This is a genomic window from Sphingobacterium sp. GVS05A, assembly GCF_019969845.1.
In the GTDB taxonomy this organism is placed as follows: domain Bacteria; phylum Bacteroidota; class Bacteroidia; order Sphingobacteriales; family Sphingobacteriaceae; genus Sphingobacterium.
Genome location: NZ_JAHXYR010000011.1, coordinates 165541 through 182284, shown reverse-complemented (window position 1 = coordinate 182284; position 16744 = coordinate 165541). Strand labels below are relative to the sequence as shown.

Annotated in this window: 7 protein-coding genes; all 7 read left to right on the top strand. The window is 45.6% G+C overall.

Going from position 1 to position 16744, the window contains the following annotated elements; translation table 11 throughout:
- Nucleotides 1-12 precede the first annotated feature (12 nt).
- Complete coding sequence (locus LC454_RS23895; protein WP_223584964.1) at nucleotides 13-1029, top strand: glycoside hydrolase family 43 protein; 1017 nt, start codon at nucleotides 13-15, stop codon at nucleotides 1027-1029.
- Between the two features lie 5 nt (nucleotides 1030-1034).
- On the top strand, nucleotides 1035-3008 hold the full coding sequence (locus tag LC454_RS23890; protein ID WP_223584963.1) for a glycoside hydrolase family 97 protein: 1974 nt from the start codon (nucleotides 1035-1037) through the stop codon (nucleotides 3006-3008).
- A gap of 38 nt (nucleotides 3009-3046) precedes the next feature.
- Entirely contained in the window at nucleotides 3047-7066 is a 4020-nt protein-coding gene (locus LC454_RS23885; protein ID WP_223584962.1) for a two-component regulator propeller domain-containing protein, read from the top strand.
- Nucleotides 7067-7379: 313 nt separating this feature from the next.
- Nucleotides 7380-10469 (top strand): SusC/RagA family TonB-linked outer membrane protein, encoded by a 3090-nt coding sequence (locus LC454_RS23880; protein ID WP_223584961.1) that lies wholly within the window; start codon nucleotides 7380-7382, stop codon nucleotides 10467-10469.
- Nucleotides 10470-10484: 15 nt separating this feature from the next.
- A complete protein-coding gene (locus tag LC454_RS23875) occupies nucleotides 10485-12200 on the top strand; it encodes a RagB/SusD family nutrient uptake outer membrane protein (protein WP_223584960.1) in 1716 nt (571 codons plus the stop codon).
- Nucleotides 12201-12302: 102 nt separating this feature from the next.
- The gene (locus LC454_RS23870) at nucleotides 12303-14204 is read left to right on the top strand and encodes a family 43 glycosylhydrolase (protein WP_223584959.1); all 1902 of its coding nucleotides are present in this window, start codon (nucleotides 12303-12305) and stop codon (nucleotides 14202-14204) included.
- A gap of 33 nt (nucleotides 14205-14237) precedes the next feature.
- On the top strand, nucleotides 14238-16739 hold the full coding sequence (locus LC454_RS23865; RefSeq protein ID WP_223584958.1) for a sugar-binding domain-containing protein: 2502 nt from the start codon (nucleotides 14238-14240) through the stop codon (nucleotides 16737-16739).
- Nucleotides 16740-16744 lie beyond the last annotated feature (5 nt).

Below are 16744 nucleotides of genomic sequence, written 5' to 3'. Positions count from 1 at the left end.
GTTTATAAACCCATGAACAACATTGTTACTCTGCTTAGTCCCTTGCTCGTGGCTGCGACAATAACGGCTACCGCGCAAACTGCTACGACTGATTCCTTGCACTCCGGGAAAAAACTGGAACAGGGGCAGCACTATGACTTTGTAGCGCAGGGAAACCCCATCATCAAGCATCATTATACCGCTGATCCGGCGGCGCTGGTCAAAGGTGATACACTGTGGCTTTTTGCAGGGCATGACTTCGCTGGTGGACAGAAAGGCTATAAGATGAAAGATTGGTTGGTATTCTCAACTACCGATCTGAAAAATTGGATTGAATACCCTGTACCCATGAAAATTTCGGATTTCGCCTGGGCCAAAAGTGGTGATGCTTTTGCTGGGCATGCCGTGGAGCGAAACGGTAAATATTACTGGTACATCAGTACCAATTGGTCGGGTATTGGCGTTGCTGTGGCTGACCGGCCCGAAGGACCTTACCGGGACGCATTGGGGAAACCGCTCCTGACCAACAAGGATTGTTTTGCCTCCACCCATGCATGGGCTTGTATTGATCCCGCGGTACATATAAGCGATGACGGGCAGGCCTGGATATTCTGGGGTAACCGCGAATGTTATTATGCCAAACTGAAAGATAATATGATTGAGATTGACGGGGAGATCAAACAGCTTAAGTTCGATGGCTTCGAATTTACCGAGGCTCCTTGGCTGCATCAATATCAAGGTAAATACTACCTGAGCTATGCAACGGGATTCCCCGAGAAAATTGCTTATGCCATGGCTGATCATATCGCAGGACCATATACCTACAAAGGCCTGTTAAACGAGATTGCAGGAAATAGCAATACCAACCACCAGGCTATTGTCAACTTTAAGGATCAATGGTATTTTATCTACCATAATGGGGGCATCAATACGGATGGGGGGAGCTATAGCCGATCGATCTGCATCGACAAACTGGAATATCGTGCCGATGGTACCATAAAACGGATCAACATGACGAGCGAAGGCCCTTTTAATGAAATAGATCGATAATGTGTATGAAATATAAGATGTATTTATTGACCGTAAAAAAACGAATCGTCCTTGGCGTATTGTTAATGCTGCTATTTTCGGGCTTGCGTGCACAACAACTGCGTGTAGCCGGGCCGGACGGAAAATTGGAGGTAAACTTATCGTTAGACAAGGGCAAGCTTTATTATCGCGTGAGCCTGGCTGGACAGGAAATGTTAGAACTGTCGCCTTTGGGCTTGCGGGGCGACAAGGTGGATCTTGCCAGTAATCTGCATTTGGTTGCCTCGGACAGCCGGGCAATTGACCAAACGTATGAGGAACCTAAAATCAAACGTAAGTTGGTACATTATCAGGCAAATGAACTGCAATGTACCTTGGAGAATGACTTAAAAGAGCAGCTTGTAGTGATTTTTAGGGTCAGCAATAACGATATTGCATTCCGTTATGGTATCCCACAGGTGGGTGAACCCGCAAATTTTCGGGTCGAGGAAGAAATGAGCGGCTTTAAATTTCCCGCTTCAACCACCACCTTTCTGACTGCGCAGGCGACACCAATGATCGGCTGGAAGAAAACAAAACCGAGCTATGAAGAAGCTTATGTACCGGATCAGGCGATGGGCGTACCTTCGCAATACGGCGTCGGTTACACTTTTCCGGCACTGTTTCATGTCGGTACCCGCGGTTGGGTACTGCTTTCGGAAACCGGATCGAATGGCAGTTACTGTGGCACCAAGCTCAGTGAAGGCACAAAATCGGGTTTTTATAAAATTTCCTTTCCTGAGAAAGGTGAAAATAATGGCATGGGCGATGCAGCTCCAACGCTGGCGCTACCGGGCTTTACGCCATGGCGCACAATCACTGTGGGCAGTACGTTAAAACCTATTGTCGAAACCACGGTTCCCTTCGATGTGGTCGAACCGCAGTATGCTGCAAGTAAGCCTTATACCTTTGGACGCGCCACCTGGAGCTGGCTGGAGTGGCAGGATGGCAGTATTAATTTCGAAGATCAGAAGAAATTTATCGACCTATCTGCTGCTTTGGGTTACGAATTTGTCCTGGTGGACAACTGGTGGGACAAGCAGATCGGACACCGTAAAATCGAGGAACTTGTGGCCTATGGCCGGGAGAAAGGAGTGGGGCTCTGCCTCTGGTACAACTCAAACGGATTTTGGAACGACGCACCTCAGACGCCTAAAAATCGGATGAATACGACTATCGCGCGTAAAAAGGAAATGGCTTGGATGCAGGCTGCAGGAATCAAAGGAATCAAAGTGGATTTTTTTGGCGGTGACAAACAGCAAACATTACAGCTGTATGAAGATATTCTTGCCGATGCAAATGACTATGGACTGACCGTGATCTTCCATGGATGCACCTTACCCCGGGGTTGGGAACGCATGTATCCTAACTTCGTGGGAAGTGAAGCGGTATTGGCCTCTGAGAACCTCATCTTTACACAGGATGCCAACGATAAAGAAGCTTTCAATGCGACTTTGCACCCCTTTATACGTAATACTGTTGGAGCTATGGATTTTGGTCCTGTACTGCTCAACAAACGGCATAATCGCGAAAACAATGGGGGGACAACCCGGAAGACAACGGAAACATTTCAGCTGGCAACGGCGGTGTTGTTTCAGACTCCGGTACAGAATTTTGGGCTGACACCCAATAATCTACTGGATATGCCAGCGCATGTGATCGACTTCATGAAGCAGGTTCCCACCCTTTGGGATGAGACGCTGTTTGTGGATGGTTATCCCGGAAAATATGTGGTGCTGGCGCGACGCAAAAAAGAGCAATGGTATATCGCTGCTGTGAATGCTGAAGGGAAAGAGAAGACGATCGAAGTAAACCTGCCCATGCTTTCTGAAAAGCTTGTGCAATATATCGGGGATAATAAGTCACGCGGGTCGGAGCAGAAAACGATCAGCCTAAGCCGAGAGAAAACCGTCAGATTGACCTTACAATCAGGTGGTGGGGCCTTATTGTACGGAAAATAGTTTTTTATTTCCCTTTTTTTGCCTTTTTTTGTTGTCCCATGAAGAAATTGTTGATAGTTCTCATCTTAATATGGCAATGCCTAACAGTATCTGGACAAGTGGATCGGACTCATTTTTTTTCGCTGCCCGAAGGTCTGACAAACCAGCAAGTGCTGGATATTGTACATGATGACGAGGGCTTCATGTGGGTTGCGACAGAACTTGGATTAAACCGATTTGCTGGCAAGTCATTTAAGCCTTACTATGCTTCTAAAAAGAAAGATGGGCACACCGTCAATAGTAACGAGATCAATACGCTGCTACATGACGATAAAAAACTGTATATCGGCACACGCGCTGATGGTCTGAATGTCCTTGATTTAAAGACAAATAAATTCAGCTATTATGTGCATGATCCGGCTGATCCAAAATCCATTGCTACAAATGATATTACGGATATGATCCGTGCCAGGGATGGCGGTCTATGGCTAGCGACTTATCATCAGGGGATTCAGCATTTCGATCCGGTCAGAAAAGAATTTCAACACTTCAATAGAAGCAATTTACCGGGTTTTCCGGAAAACAGCATATGGTCCTTGGCCGAAGACCGGAAAGGAATGCTCTATGTGGGCCATGTCAAAGAAGGAATGACGATCTTGGATCCGGTACGCCGATCTTTAAAACATTTGACTTACCAAAATTCCGGGGCTGAATTGCCTGATAACGAGGTTAAAGTTTTGTTTTGTGATCAATATGAAAATATCTGGATCGGCACCCGGAAAGGGCTTGCCGTCTACCATACCTCGAGTGGTCAGCTAAAGCATATATCGTTGTCTGCGTCGTCTAAAAATGGAAATGAGCCCTTTATTTATGCAATTAGAGAATTTGGAGGCAAGCTTTTGATAGGGGCAGAATCGTCTCAGCTTTTTGTTATACAACCCGGGTATGGATATGACAAAAGGGTCGAAGGGGTCAGGCAAATACAGCTTTTTGACCTGGGGAAGGGAAATAATGCCATGGTGCAGCATATTACACCGGACAAATTTGGGAATGTCTGGCTCGCGCTATATGGCGGTGGTGTGGGGGTGATCAGCCATATCAAACCCTTTTTTAATGTTTTCCCGACAGGGTCTTTATTGCCGGATCAGCTGGCAACAGTGAGTAATATTATCGTCCGAGGTGCAGACGCAGTCTGGTTGACTACCGAAGGCTCGGGAATCGTAGAGATGGGCAAAAATGGCAGATTACTCAAATGGATGACACAAAAGAATGGCAGTCCTGATGATTTTATATTGGCTTCATTCAAGGATCATAACCAGCATGTCTGGTTAGGTTTACGAAAAGGTGGTGTTGCAGTTTGCTATGCCGGATCCACAGCCTGGCATACGATAGATCTTGGTGAGCCAGTGTCAGAGGTTCGCGCGATTTATGAAGATCGCCGCGGTGCCATCTGGATTGCTGCATACCAAGGCCTGTTTATCTATGATCCGCACAATCATAGCGTACAAAAATTACTGATCAACGATCCGATGCTGGGAGACTATGCTCCACGAGCGCTTGTCGAGGACGGACAGGATAATATGTGGGTAGGAACCTATGGGCAGGGGCTCTATGTGTATAATAATAATCGACAGCTGATTCGGAAAATGGATAGCGGCAATGGATTGCGCAATAATACCGTCAATCATTTGCTATGCGATAAAAATAACAATATCTGGATTGCGACAAATCAGGGAATAGCTCTGCAGGAAGCGCAACGAGGAATTGGTGATTTAACAATTTTAATGCCTCCGGGAGACGATGCCTGGCTGTTTGTCAATGGCCTTTCGGAAGATCAGAATGGGCATATCTGGTGTTCGACCAAGTCAGGAATGCTACGCTTTTTACCCAAAGAAAAACGTTTTTTGCAATACGATCAGTCATTCGGCCTGCCACTTGGAGGTTTTATAAATGGAAGTGTGGGGCGGGATCTGGCAGGACGCCTGTATTTCGGGATGCAAGACGGCATATGTTATTTTGATCCGAATGAAATTCCCTCAAAACTGCCAAAATCTCCGATTCGGGTGAGCCGATTTATTGTTTTCCGCTCCGGCGAATCCAATGCACAGGAAGACAAATATCTTACATCATCTGATGAGATCAGGCTGGATCATAACGAGAATAGCTTTCGTATTGAGCTTGCGGTCATGGACTATGCGCTGGATGGATTGGTCGAGTTTGGATACCAGCTGCAGGGACTTAATAACGACTGGATTTTTCTGGGCAACGAAACTAATCTTGATTTCCGGAATGTGCCCTATGGAGATCATGAACTGTTGATTCGCACACGCATGAAAAATGGGCAATGGTCTCAGTCATATCAACGTTTACTGATTAAGATCAAACCACCTTTCTATCTGAGCCTGCCGGCAAAGGTCACTTATTTTCTGATCTTTTTGTTGGTCATCTATACCCTTATTTTCTTTTATATCAAAAGAATAAAGGCCGAGTCCGAACTGAGACTCAAAGAGCGCCAGCACCTTCAAGATGAACAGTTGCATAGCGAGCGCATGAATTTCTATACCCATATCACGCATGAACTGCGCACGCCGTTAACACTCATATTAGGACCTCTCGACGATTTGTCTCAAAATGAGCAATTATCTCCCAGAAACAAGGGATTAGTTCATACAGTTCAAAAAAGTGCTAATCGGCTTTTTACATTGGTTAACCAACTTCTGGAGTTCAGGAAGGTCGAATCGCAGTTTAAACCGCTAGTACTTGAAGCTGGGGCCTTGAGTGACATGCTTACCGATATCGTGGATAAGTATCGAACCTTAAATAACAAACCAAACGTTGAGATATATGCAAATTTGCCCGAAACAGATTATCGTACTTTATTTGATGCAGAGATCATACAGTTGATTGTAGATAATTTGCTTTCCAACGCCTATAAATATACGGATTCGGGCCATATCAGGCTGGACCTTAAGTACGAACAATCAAATTTAACCCATTGGGCAGTATTATCCATTGAAGACACGGGGCGCGGGATCCCGGCGGACCACATGGATCGAATTTTCGATAAGTTCTATCAGATTCCCGGCAGGGGAATCCACGGAACGGGCATAGGTCTGGCACTGGTCAAAGAATTGACAGCTATCCATCAGGGTAAGATCGAGATTAAAAGCTTGGAAGGAGCGGGAACGACGGTATCAGTCCGTTTTTTAGCAAACAAAGTCGGCGTTGATAGCCCAAAAATAGTGGAATGGATCGCGGAATCTGATCATATAGCTATGGACTTCAGTCGCCCATTGATCCTTTTGGTTGAAGATGATCCTGATTTACGCGCCTATCTGGGAGATACCTTGTGCTCAACTTACGAAGTTTTGGTTGCTGAAAATGGAGCAGTTGGATTGGACATTGCACAAAATAGGATACCCGATCTTCTGATAAGCGACATCATGATGCCCGATATGGATGGTTTTTTGCTGGCTGAAAAATTGAAGGCTGAGCGTTCGACAAGCCATATACCATTAATCCTGTTGACGGCGAAAGATACGGACCTGGACAGGCAGCGTGGCTATGACCTCGGAGTAGATTCGTATCTCACAAAACCGATCGGTGCAACCGTATTGCGCAAACGTATTGATAACCTGTTGCGCAAACAGAAGGTCATGAACAATGCTATTTTACAGAAAATCAAATTAGATCAGCCAACGGATTTTGTAGAAGACCGGCAAACCGAAAAAGATGAGTTATGGCGTGAAAATGCATTTGTTCAGGATTTTGTGGCGATCGTAGAACAGCATATGCAAGATGAGGTATTGGATGCCGCTACCCTGGCAGAAAAGATGAATATGAGCCAATCAACCTTATATCGTAAACTAAAAGGTATTACGGGGAAGAATATCAATCAACTTGTGCGTAAAATACGGATACATAAAGCCGCTGAGCTGTTGCGTTCGGGAGCATACAACGTGACCGAAGTTTCTTTTATGGTCGGAATCAATAGCGCTATTTACTTTCGGCAATGCTTTAAAGAAGAGTTCGGGCAGCTTCCTTCGGAATATCAAAAGTCCGGAGCGAAGGGATGTTAATCACTGGCTAATATCTTGTGGTACCTTTGCGATATAAGCGATCGTGAACAGGGCGACCGAATAAGGTCATGAAACGAAAAACCCACTGATTTTTGTTGAAAAGCCACTTTTTGACCGAAAACTATATGGTATTTGACGGATTTGTATATGGTCTAAAGCTTTAAAATCCCCTAAGTTTGACGGTATAATCAATTATAAATCTCGCAGGAAGTAGCAATGCATCTGATGTAACCTATGTAAACCATCGCTTATCATCTTCACTGTCTATTCTGGCCAGATTGTATTATTTACTGTTTAATTCGTATAGAAATTTATGAACAACCTAAAAATTGTTTCTTTGTATACGGTGTTGAGCGTTGCGCCAACATTGTTATACGCCCAGGGGAAAATTTCGGGACAGGTCCTGAATATGGCCAACGAGCCTATCGCAGGTGCAACTGTGATTATGGAAGGCGGGGCGAAAGGGACTTCAACAGACAAATCGGGAAAATTTGAATTGAGTGCCGCTAAAGGCGTGCTTGTTGTCTCCTTCATTGGCTACAAGACCTACAGAGTCCCCATGAACGAAACTACAAATCTGACAATTCGGCTTGAAAAAGATGACCGTGTGCTAGAAGATGTCGTGGTGGTGGGGTATGGTACACAAAAAAAAGCAACGTTAACGGGCTCCATTTCTGAAGTGAAAGGTAAAGATATCGTGAAAAGTCCACAGCCTAATTTATCCAATTCACTCGCCGGACGTTTTTCTGGCGTGGTAATCAACAACCGGAGCGGTGAGCCCGGTTATGACGGTTCATCCATTACGGTACGTGGACAGGCAACTACAGGAAGTAATGATGTATTGGTTGTCGTAGATGGTGTACCCGGACAAATAGGCGGCCTGGAGCGTCTGGATCCAAACGATATTGAAAGTATTTCGGTACTGAAAGATGCTTCAGCGGCAATTTATGGTAACAGGGCAGCAAATGGGGTTATTTTAGTCACGACCAAACGTGGAAAAAGTGGCAAACCTTCAATCACCTATAGCGGAAATCTCGGTGTCAGTTCGCCGACACGGTTGCCTAAAATGGCTGATGCCGCAACTTATGCCATTTTAAGGAACGAAATTGCTTATGGAAATAGTTCTTCCGGAGGAATGAATCAGATTTATTCAGCAGAACAGATTCAAAAATTTAGAGACGGATCTGATCCACTGTTATACCCCAATACCGATTGGGCAGATGTCACCTTGAAAAAAGCTGCAATACAAAGTCAGCACAATCTGTCTGTCGCAGGCGGGACCGAAGATGTGCGATATTTTATGTCTCTGGGTTCGGTCTATCAGGATGGTTTATACAAAAATGGGGTCACAAAATATAAGCAGTATAATTTCAGAACAAATCTCGAAGCCAATGTAACCGATCGCTTTAAGGTCGGACTCTCTCTTTCGGGAAGACAGGAAGACCGTAAATTCCCCATCGCATCTGCCGGAGATATTTTTCGTTCCATATATAGAGCGTATCCTACAGTAAGCGCATATTATCCAAATGGCTTACCGACGCGGGGTATTGAGGGATCCAATCCCGCCTTAATGGGCACGGATATCGGTGGGACCGTGGATAATCCCAAACAGGTCTTCAACGGCATACTCAAAGCAAGCTATCAGCTTCCTTGGGTAGAAGGTCTATCCGTTGATGGTTTTCTTTCGGTGGACAAATCCGCAAATTTCAGCAAAAACTTCAGTGTGCCCTACGTGTTAAATGCTTATGACCAGGCAAAAAACACTTACGAGGAATCTATTGTCGGCGGCAATAACAATAAGGCCACATTGACCGAATCACATACCAATGAATCCTTGATCACAAGTAATATAAAACTGAATTTTGAACGGACCTTTGGTGCCCACGCAATCAATGCTTTTGTGGGATATGAGCAAAGTAAAAGGCATTTGGAATATTTTGACGCGCAGCGTTTTAATTATCTCTCCAACCAGCTGCCTGAATTATCACAAGGTGGATCCGCTGCGACAGATTATCTTAATTCAGGTTATAGTTCTAATTATACGAGACAGAGTATCATTAGCCGGATAGCTTATAATTATGATGAAAAATACCTGTTTGAAGGACAGCTCAGGGCAGATGGTTCTTCCATTTTTCCGTCAGGCAAGCGATGGGGATATTTCCCTTCCATATCCGCAGGGTGGCGTATCAGTAAAGAAGATTGGTTTGCAGACAAGATCGGATTTTTAGATGACCTAAAACTTCGCGCCTCTTATGGTACCCTTGGTAACGATAATGTCGACGGATTCCAATTCTACGATAACTATACCTTGGTAGGAAATGGCCTGGTCGCGCTTCTCAATGATAAAAGCCAGATAGAACCCAATGTTAAATTGTCCAAATTAGCAAATCCGGCGATTACTTGGGAGGTGTCCAAGAAGCTCGATGTAGGATTAAATGCACAATTTCTCAAGAATTTCACGATAGAGGCCATTTATTTCAAACAAAAGAGATCGGATATTCTGACGGAAAGAAATGCGTCGATTCCGGCAACTTCAGGTATTGTCAATCCATACAAAGAGAACAGCTCCAAACCGCTGGTCCCTTCGGAGAATATTGGCAAGGTGAATAGCGAAGGATTTGAAGGAACTTTTTCGTATCAAAAACCGGGCGATTTCAGCTGGGGAGTATCCGGTAATTTTACCTTTGCCAAAAGTAAAATTATCTTCATTGATGAGGCCAGCGGTACGTTGGATTATCAGCGCAAGACATCAAGACCGCTGGGAACCTATCTGCTCTATAACGCCATTGGATTAAACCGGACCGAAGCAGATCTCGCTGCGGCCCCACAGGCACCCGGAGCACAGGTCGGGGATTTGATTTATCAGGACTACAACCAAGATGGTAAGATAACGGCAGATGATATGATACGGACAAAATATGGAAATATTCCCCAGATTACATACGGCTTTAATCTGAATGCCGCTTATAAAAATGTAGATGTTTCCATTCTTTTTGCCGGGCAGGCTAAAGTAAGTCAGCACGTGCTTCCAGAGTCCGGAACAGTAGGGAACTTCTACAGTACCTGGGCCGACAATCGATTCAATGAAGTCAATAATCCGAACGGAAACTATCCGAAAGTACCTGAACGCGCCTCTTCGGCTGTAAGCGGTGGCTTGTATAATAGTACATTTTGGTTGAATAATGCTTCCTTTTTACGTTTAAAAAATGTCGAGATAGGGTATACATTGCCCAATGAGGTCTTATCGAGATTGAAACTGGGTGGACTTCGATTTTATGTCAACGGATTTAATCTATTGACTATCACAAAAGTGAAGGATTATGATCCAGAAGGGGATAGCGGTAGCGGTCAATTCTATCCGCAGCAACGTATTATTAATGTAGGTGCAAATTTAAAATTCTAAAGAGGAACTTAAGCAATGAAATCTATAACTAAGTATATTGTGCCTTTGGGCTTGGGACTGACAATCTTCTCCGCATGCAACAAAAATCTACTGGATGTTACGGCGACAGACAGAATATCGACAGAAGCAATTGAGACAGATACAGCTGTATTGGAAGCTTTTATTATCAACAGATACATCGGTGAAAAAATTATATCAAATGAGGCTGACGGGACTAATCCGGGGTTTGGACGTGGATTTGAATACGCCCTTTGGTCTTCACTGTCTGATGAATCCATGTACACCAATGATGATAATACTTGGCTCATTATTCGGGGGCAGTTATCGCCTGAAAATTTAGGCGCTGCCGGATCACTTTGGGCCCGTAGCTACCGCAGTATCCGTGAGTGTAATTATGCGAAAAAAGTACTAACTTCTATTCAGATGAGTTCTTCACATAAACGGCATCTGGAAGGTGAACTACAGTTTATCAGGGCATTTCGGTATCATGATCTCATTCGTAACTTTGGTCGGGTTGTCTTGATGGGCGATACCGTGTATGGTCTGAAAGATGACTTAAGTGCTGCAAGCCTTTTTGAGCGGAAGTCTATTCAGGAAGGAATGGATTATGTGATCAGAGAATTGGACGAAGCGATTGAAAAACTTCCGCTGGATAACAATGACAACAACTGGGTTACCGGCCGGGCTACGAAGGCTGCCGCAATGGCATTAAAATCAAGACTATTGCTGTATGCAGCGAGCCCGCTTTATAACGCGGGTACCTGGGCTGCTGCGGCTCAGGCAGCACAAGAGTTGATTGCGCTAAATAAATACAGCCTGTATACAGGCGGATACCAGTCTCTATTTTTGACTGACCGGAATCCGGAAACTATTTTCGCCCGTTATTATACCAAAAATGCCAATCATGTGCATTTAGAAATTGCTAACGGACCGAACGGCTATGGGGGTTGGGGTGGAAATACGCCTTACCAGAATCTGGTGGACGCTTATCAGATGAAAAATGGTCTAGCTCCCTTGAATGAGGATGGAACTGTCAATACTGCTTCAGGATACGATCCCAATAATCCCTATATAAATCGTGATCCACGCTTTGATGCAACAATCTTACATAATGGTTCAATGTACAGAGGGCGCGCGGTTGAAACATTTATACCGGGCGGACAGGATAGCAGGGAGGGAAGGGATAACTGGAACACATCGAAAACCGGTTATTATCTGCGCAAGTTTATGAATGATGCATATCCCCTGGAAAATCCTTGGGGAAATGCGGGATTTCAACCGTGGAATTATTTTCGTTATGCTGAGATCCTGTTAAATTTTGCAGAGGCGGCTAATGAAGCCTACGGTCCGGATATGCTACCCGCAGGTAGTAGTCTTACAGCTAGACAGGCGTTAAATCTAGTTCGGACAAGACCTTCTGTAGAGATGCCTGAAATCCCTGTTGGACAATCGAAAGATGAATTTAGAAAATTGTTGCGCTACGAGCGCCGGATAGAGCTGGCCTTCGAGGAACACCGTTTTTATGACGTAAGAAGATGGAAAATCGCCAACATAACAGAAAATGTACCAGCCTCGGGAATGACGGTGACAAAAGGAAACAATGGGCTTACCTATACGCGAAAAGAGGCATTATCGGGCCGCCGGTTTGAAGAAAAACATTATTGGCTCCCGATACCGCGTGCAGAGATTTTGTCCTCGAACGGACAACTGGAACAAAATCCCGGTTATTAATTTTAATTAATCAAAAAGAGACTTACTCGATGCGCTGGGACCCTTTTCGGAACCAGTGCATCTTTGTCAGATCAAGCAACCTTTTACTAAATTATTTTATACATGCGATTTACGATTATAGCATTTTTATTGATGAATATTGTGGTATCGGCATACGCGCAGGAATATAGGCAAGGGCCGACCGAAAAGGATTTTGCCGGTTATTTATTCGCTTATTTTAAGGGCAATGCTGTGGCAGATGAAGCGGTCTGTTTTGCCATTAGTACCGACGGCTATACCTACCGTGCGTTGAACGGTAATCGGCCGGTACTGGATTCGAAGACCATCAGTAAAACCGGGGGTGTCAGGGATCCGCATATTCTACGTGCTGAGGATGGAAAGACATTCTATATGGTGCTGACCGATATGACCTCCTCCAAAGGCTGGGATTCCAATCGCGGTATGGTGCTGCTAAAATCGCAAGATCTGCTGCACTGGTCACATCGGGCCATTGATTTCCAGCAGCGATTCAGTGGGCAGGAAGATCTGAAGCGCGTATGGGCGCCACAGACAATCTTTGATTCGGCAGCAGGAAAATATATGGTCTATTGGTCCATGCAGCATGGGAATGGTCCGGACATCATCTATTATGCCTATGCGAATAAAGATTTTACCGATTTTGAAACGGAACCAAAAGTGCTCTTCGTACCTAAAAATGGTAAATCCTGTATTGATGGCGATATTATTGAGAAGAATGGCCTCTTTTACCTCTTCTACAAAACTGAAGGGCACGGTAATGGGATCAAGCTTGCCATGACCGATTCCCTGACTTCGGGAAAATGGATCGAACAAGATGGGTATAAGCAGAAAACAAAGGATGCCGTGGAGGGATCAAGTGTCTTCAAGCGAAACCAGTCGGACCAATATATCCTGATGTATGATGTGTATGGTAAAGGAAAATACCAATTCTGTATTTCCGATGATCTCGATCGTTTTAAAGTGATCGATCAGGAGATTGATATGGATTTTCACCCCCGTCATGGAAACATCATACCCCTTTCCCGAGAGGAGCTTTTTCATTTGACCTCTCATTGGGGCAAACCCAAGGATATACCTTTTGCGCTGAAAAGGAACCCCATTCTGGACGGCTTCTATGCAGATCCCGATATTCTTTACGCCAACAAAACCAAAAGATATTATATCTATCCAACAAGTGATGGATTTGATGGCTGGGGTGGCTTCTATTTTAAAACCTTTTCCTCGGTCGATCTTATCCATTGGAAGGATGAGGGCGTCATCCTGGATCTTAAAAAAGATGTTGCCTGGGGACCACGGCATGCCTGGGCACCAACGATCACCGAGAAAAAAGTCAAAGGCGACTATAAATATTACTACTATTTTACGGCGGCGCAGAAAATCGGTGTCGCCGTAGCGGACCAGCCAACGGGACCCTTCAAGGACTCGGGCACCCCCATGATCGATTTCAAACCTCCCGGCGTAACTGGCGGGCAGGAGATCGATCCCGCAGTGTTCAATGACCCCCGCTCAGGTAAAAGTTATTTGTATTGGGGGAACGGCTACCTTGCCGTTGCCGAACTAAATAAAGATATGGTCTCCATCAAAAAGAATACAATAAAGGTATTGACACCCGACAAAACATTTCGTGAAGGGGTATATGTGATCTTTCGCAATGGAATATACTATTTTCTTTGGTCAGAAGATGATACCCGCAGCGAGAATTACCGGGTTCGCTATGGGACATCAACCTCTCCCTATGGGCCAATCCAGGTGCCTGAGAACAATCTGATCTTGCAAAAAGATCCGGCGAAAGGAATCTATGGTACTGGTCATAACTCGGTCTTGCAGGTGCCCGGAACCGACGAATGGTATATTGTCTATCATCGGTTTAATTATCCAAATGGGATCAGGATGGGGGATGCAGCAGGTTTCCATCGGGAAGTATGCATGGATCGGCTTTATTTCGATGCGAATGGCCAGATCGTACCTGTCATTCCAACCCATTAATAGCAATCAGATCAACCTAAACGACTACATAACATGAGCATAATAATTAAAAATATAGCGATCCTTGCGGCGTCAGTTTTAATCGGGCTGAGCTCCGTTTACGCACAGCCGGGTTTTGGTGTCGCGCAGCGTATCAATGCAGACTGGCAGTTCCAGTTAGAAACCGCAGGAGCAGGGCAAAGCGCAACAGCACTAAACGAGCAGGCCTGGAAATCGGTTAGACTACCCCATGATTGGGGCGTAAAGTACCCCTTGAGTCCAAATCTGGCCAGCGCCACGGGATATTTACCCGGCGGGATAGGTTGGTACCGAAAACAGCTGACCATACCTGCTGAAGACCAAGGAAAGAAGATCTTTCTTTATTTTGAAGGTGTTTACAACCGCAGTGAAGTCTTTGTCAATGGCAAATCTGTCGGTAAGCGCCCCAATGGCTATGTATCATTTTCCTATGATATCAGCCCGTATATTGAATTTGGGAAGGAAAATACCATTGCGGTCAAAGTCGACCATAGCAAAAGCGCGGATTCGCGCTGGTATACTGGATCTGGCATCTACCGGGATGTTTGGGTCGTCAAGGCCAATCAGGTACATCTGGATCAATGGGGGGTATACGCCTATCCGGAACTTAAGGGTGGAAAAGGAGTACTCAATACCGAAATTACGGTGGTCAACAGTTCGTCCTTGCGAAGCCCAGTTACCGTGCAGCAGGAGCTCATTGATGCCGAAGGCAGGCTCGTTGAGAAAAAATCCGGGCAGCTTACTATCGCTGCTGCTGATAGAGCACGCCTAGATCTGAAATTGACAGCATCAAATCCAAAGCTGTGGAACTTAACGCAGCCTATACAGTACACCTTGCGGACAACACTGTGGCAAAAAGGTAAACAGATAGATCAGTCCGAAGTAAAGACCGGTTTTAGGACCTTTACCTTTGATCCGGATAAAGGCTTCGCCTTAAACAACCAATGGATGAAAGTGAAAGGTGTCTGCTTGCATCACGATGCCGGCGTACTGGGTGCCGAGGTCTATACCGAAGTGTGGAAGCGTCGCTTACTCACACTGAAATCTCTTGGTGTTAACGCCGTGCGTACGAGCCATAATCCACAGGCGACCTCACTTTATAATTTATGTGATGAGCTGGGCCTGTTGGTCATGGATGAAGCATTTGATGAGTGGGAATTTCCGAAGCGAAAGTGGCTGCAGGGCTGGAATGCAGGGGTACCCGGTTTTGAGGGAGCTTACGACTTTTTTGAAGAGTGGGGGGAGCGGGATTTGGCCGATATGGTTCAAAGGGACCGGAATCACCTGTCGATATTTGCCTGGAGCATAGGCAATGAAGTGGATTATCCCAATGATCCCTATTCCCATCCGATTTTGAATGGCGAGAAAAAAGAAGGTGGTTTTACCCAGGCCTCTTATGGCGGTTATAAGAAAGATGCACCGGACGCCATGCGTTTGGGGGATATTGCCAAACGCCTGGTTGCTGTGGTAAAAAAATACGATCGCAGCCGGGCGGTAACAGCAGGCCTGGCGGGTGTAGCGATGTCTAATGAAACGGCCTACCCCGGAGCGCTTGATATTGCGGGATACAATTATACGGAGAGCCGATATCAGGAAGACCACCAGCGTTACCCAACGCGTGTCATATTTGGCAGTGAAAATCGGCATGATCTTCCGGCGTGGCTGGCTGTACGCGACAATGCACATATATTTGGACAGTTCCTGTGGACGGGGATCGACTATCTGGGCGAATCGGGCCGTTGGCCTTCGCGCGGTTTTTATTCGGGCTTACTTGATTTTGCTGGCTTTATCAAGCCCAGAGGATATTTTCGCCAGTCTTTGTGGGCAGAAAAACCCATGGCTTATTTGGGAACCTATCCATTGGCCGGGGCAACTGGTACAACAGATGTGTGGTCCGCTCTGGAAGCTCAGCAGGAACAACGAAAGAACGAAAGCCCCTCCATGGATGCCTGGCCGATCTGGAATTATCAGGACGGTCAGCTGATCCGGGTGGTCTGCTATACCAATAGTGCTGCAGCCCGACTAACACTGAATGGGCAGACCGTGGGTGATGAGAAAAAATACGATGCGAAAACAGGAATTATCTTTTGGGATATCCCTTATGCCACTGGTAAACTGGAAGCGATCGGGCTGGACAGCAATGGAAAAGAAGTTGTCCGCCATGCAATTCAATCTAGCCAGCGGCCAGCATCCATTCAGGCTATGCCTGTTGGGGATCCGTTGATCAAAGCAGGGGAGATGCTGCAGCTGATGGTGCAGCTTGTCGATGATAAGGGCATTCCCGTGGTTCTTTCGGAGGATGAAATTACCTGCGATATTGCCGGGAATGCGCGTTTATTGGGTATGGAGGCCGGAAATAATGCTGATATGGGCGATTATACGGATAATAAACAACGGGGCCATCAAGGCAAAATGATCGTTTATGTACAATCAACGGGCAAATCAGGTGACCAGATTACCATTCGGTTGAGCTCCCCCTGGCTGAAAGCCGCCACGGTATCCTATAGCGTTAACTGATGGGC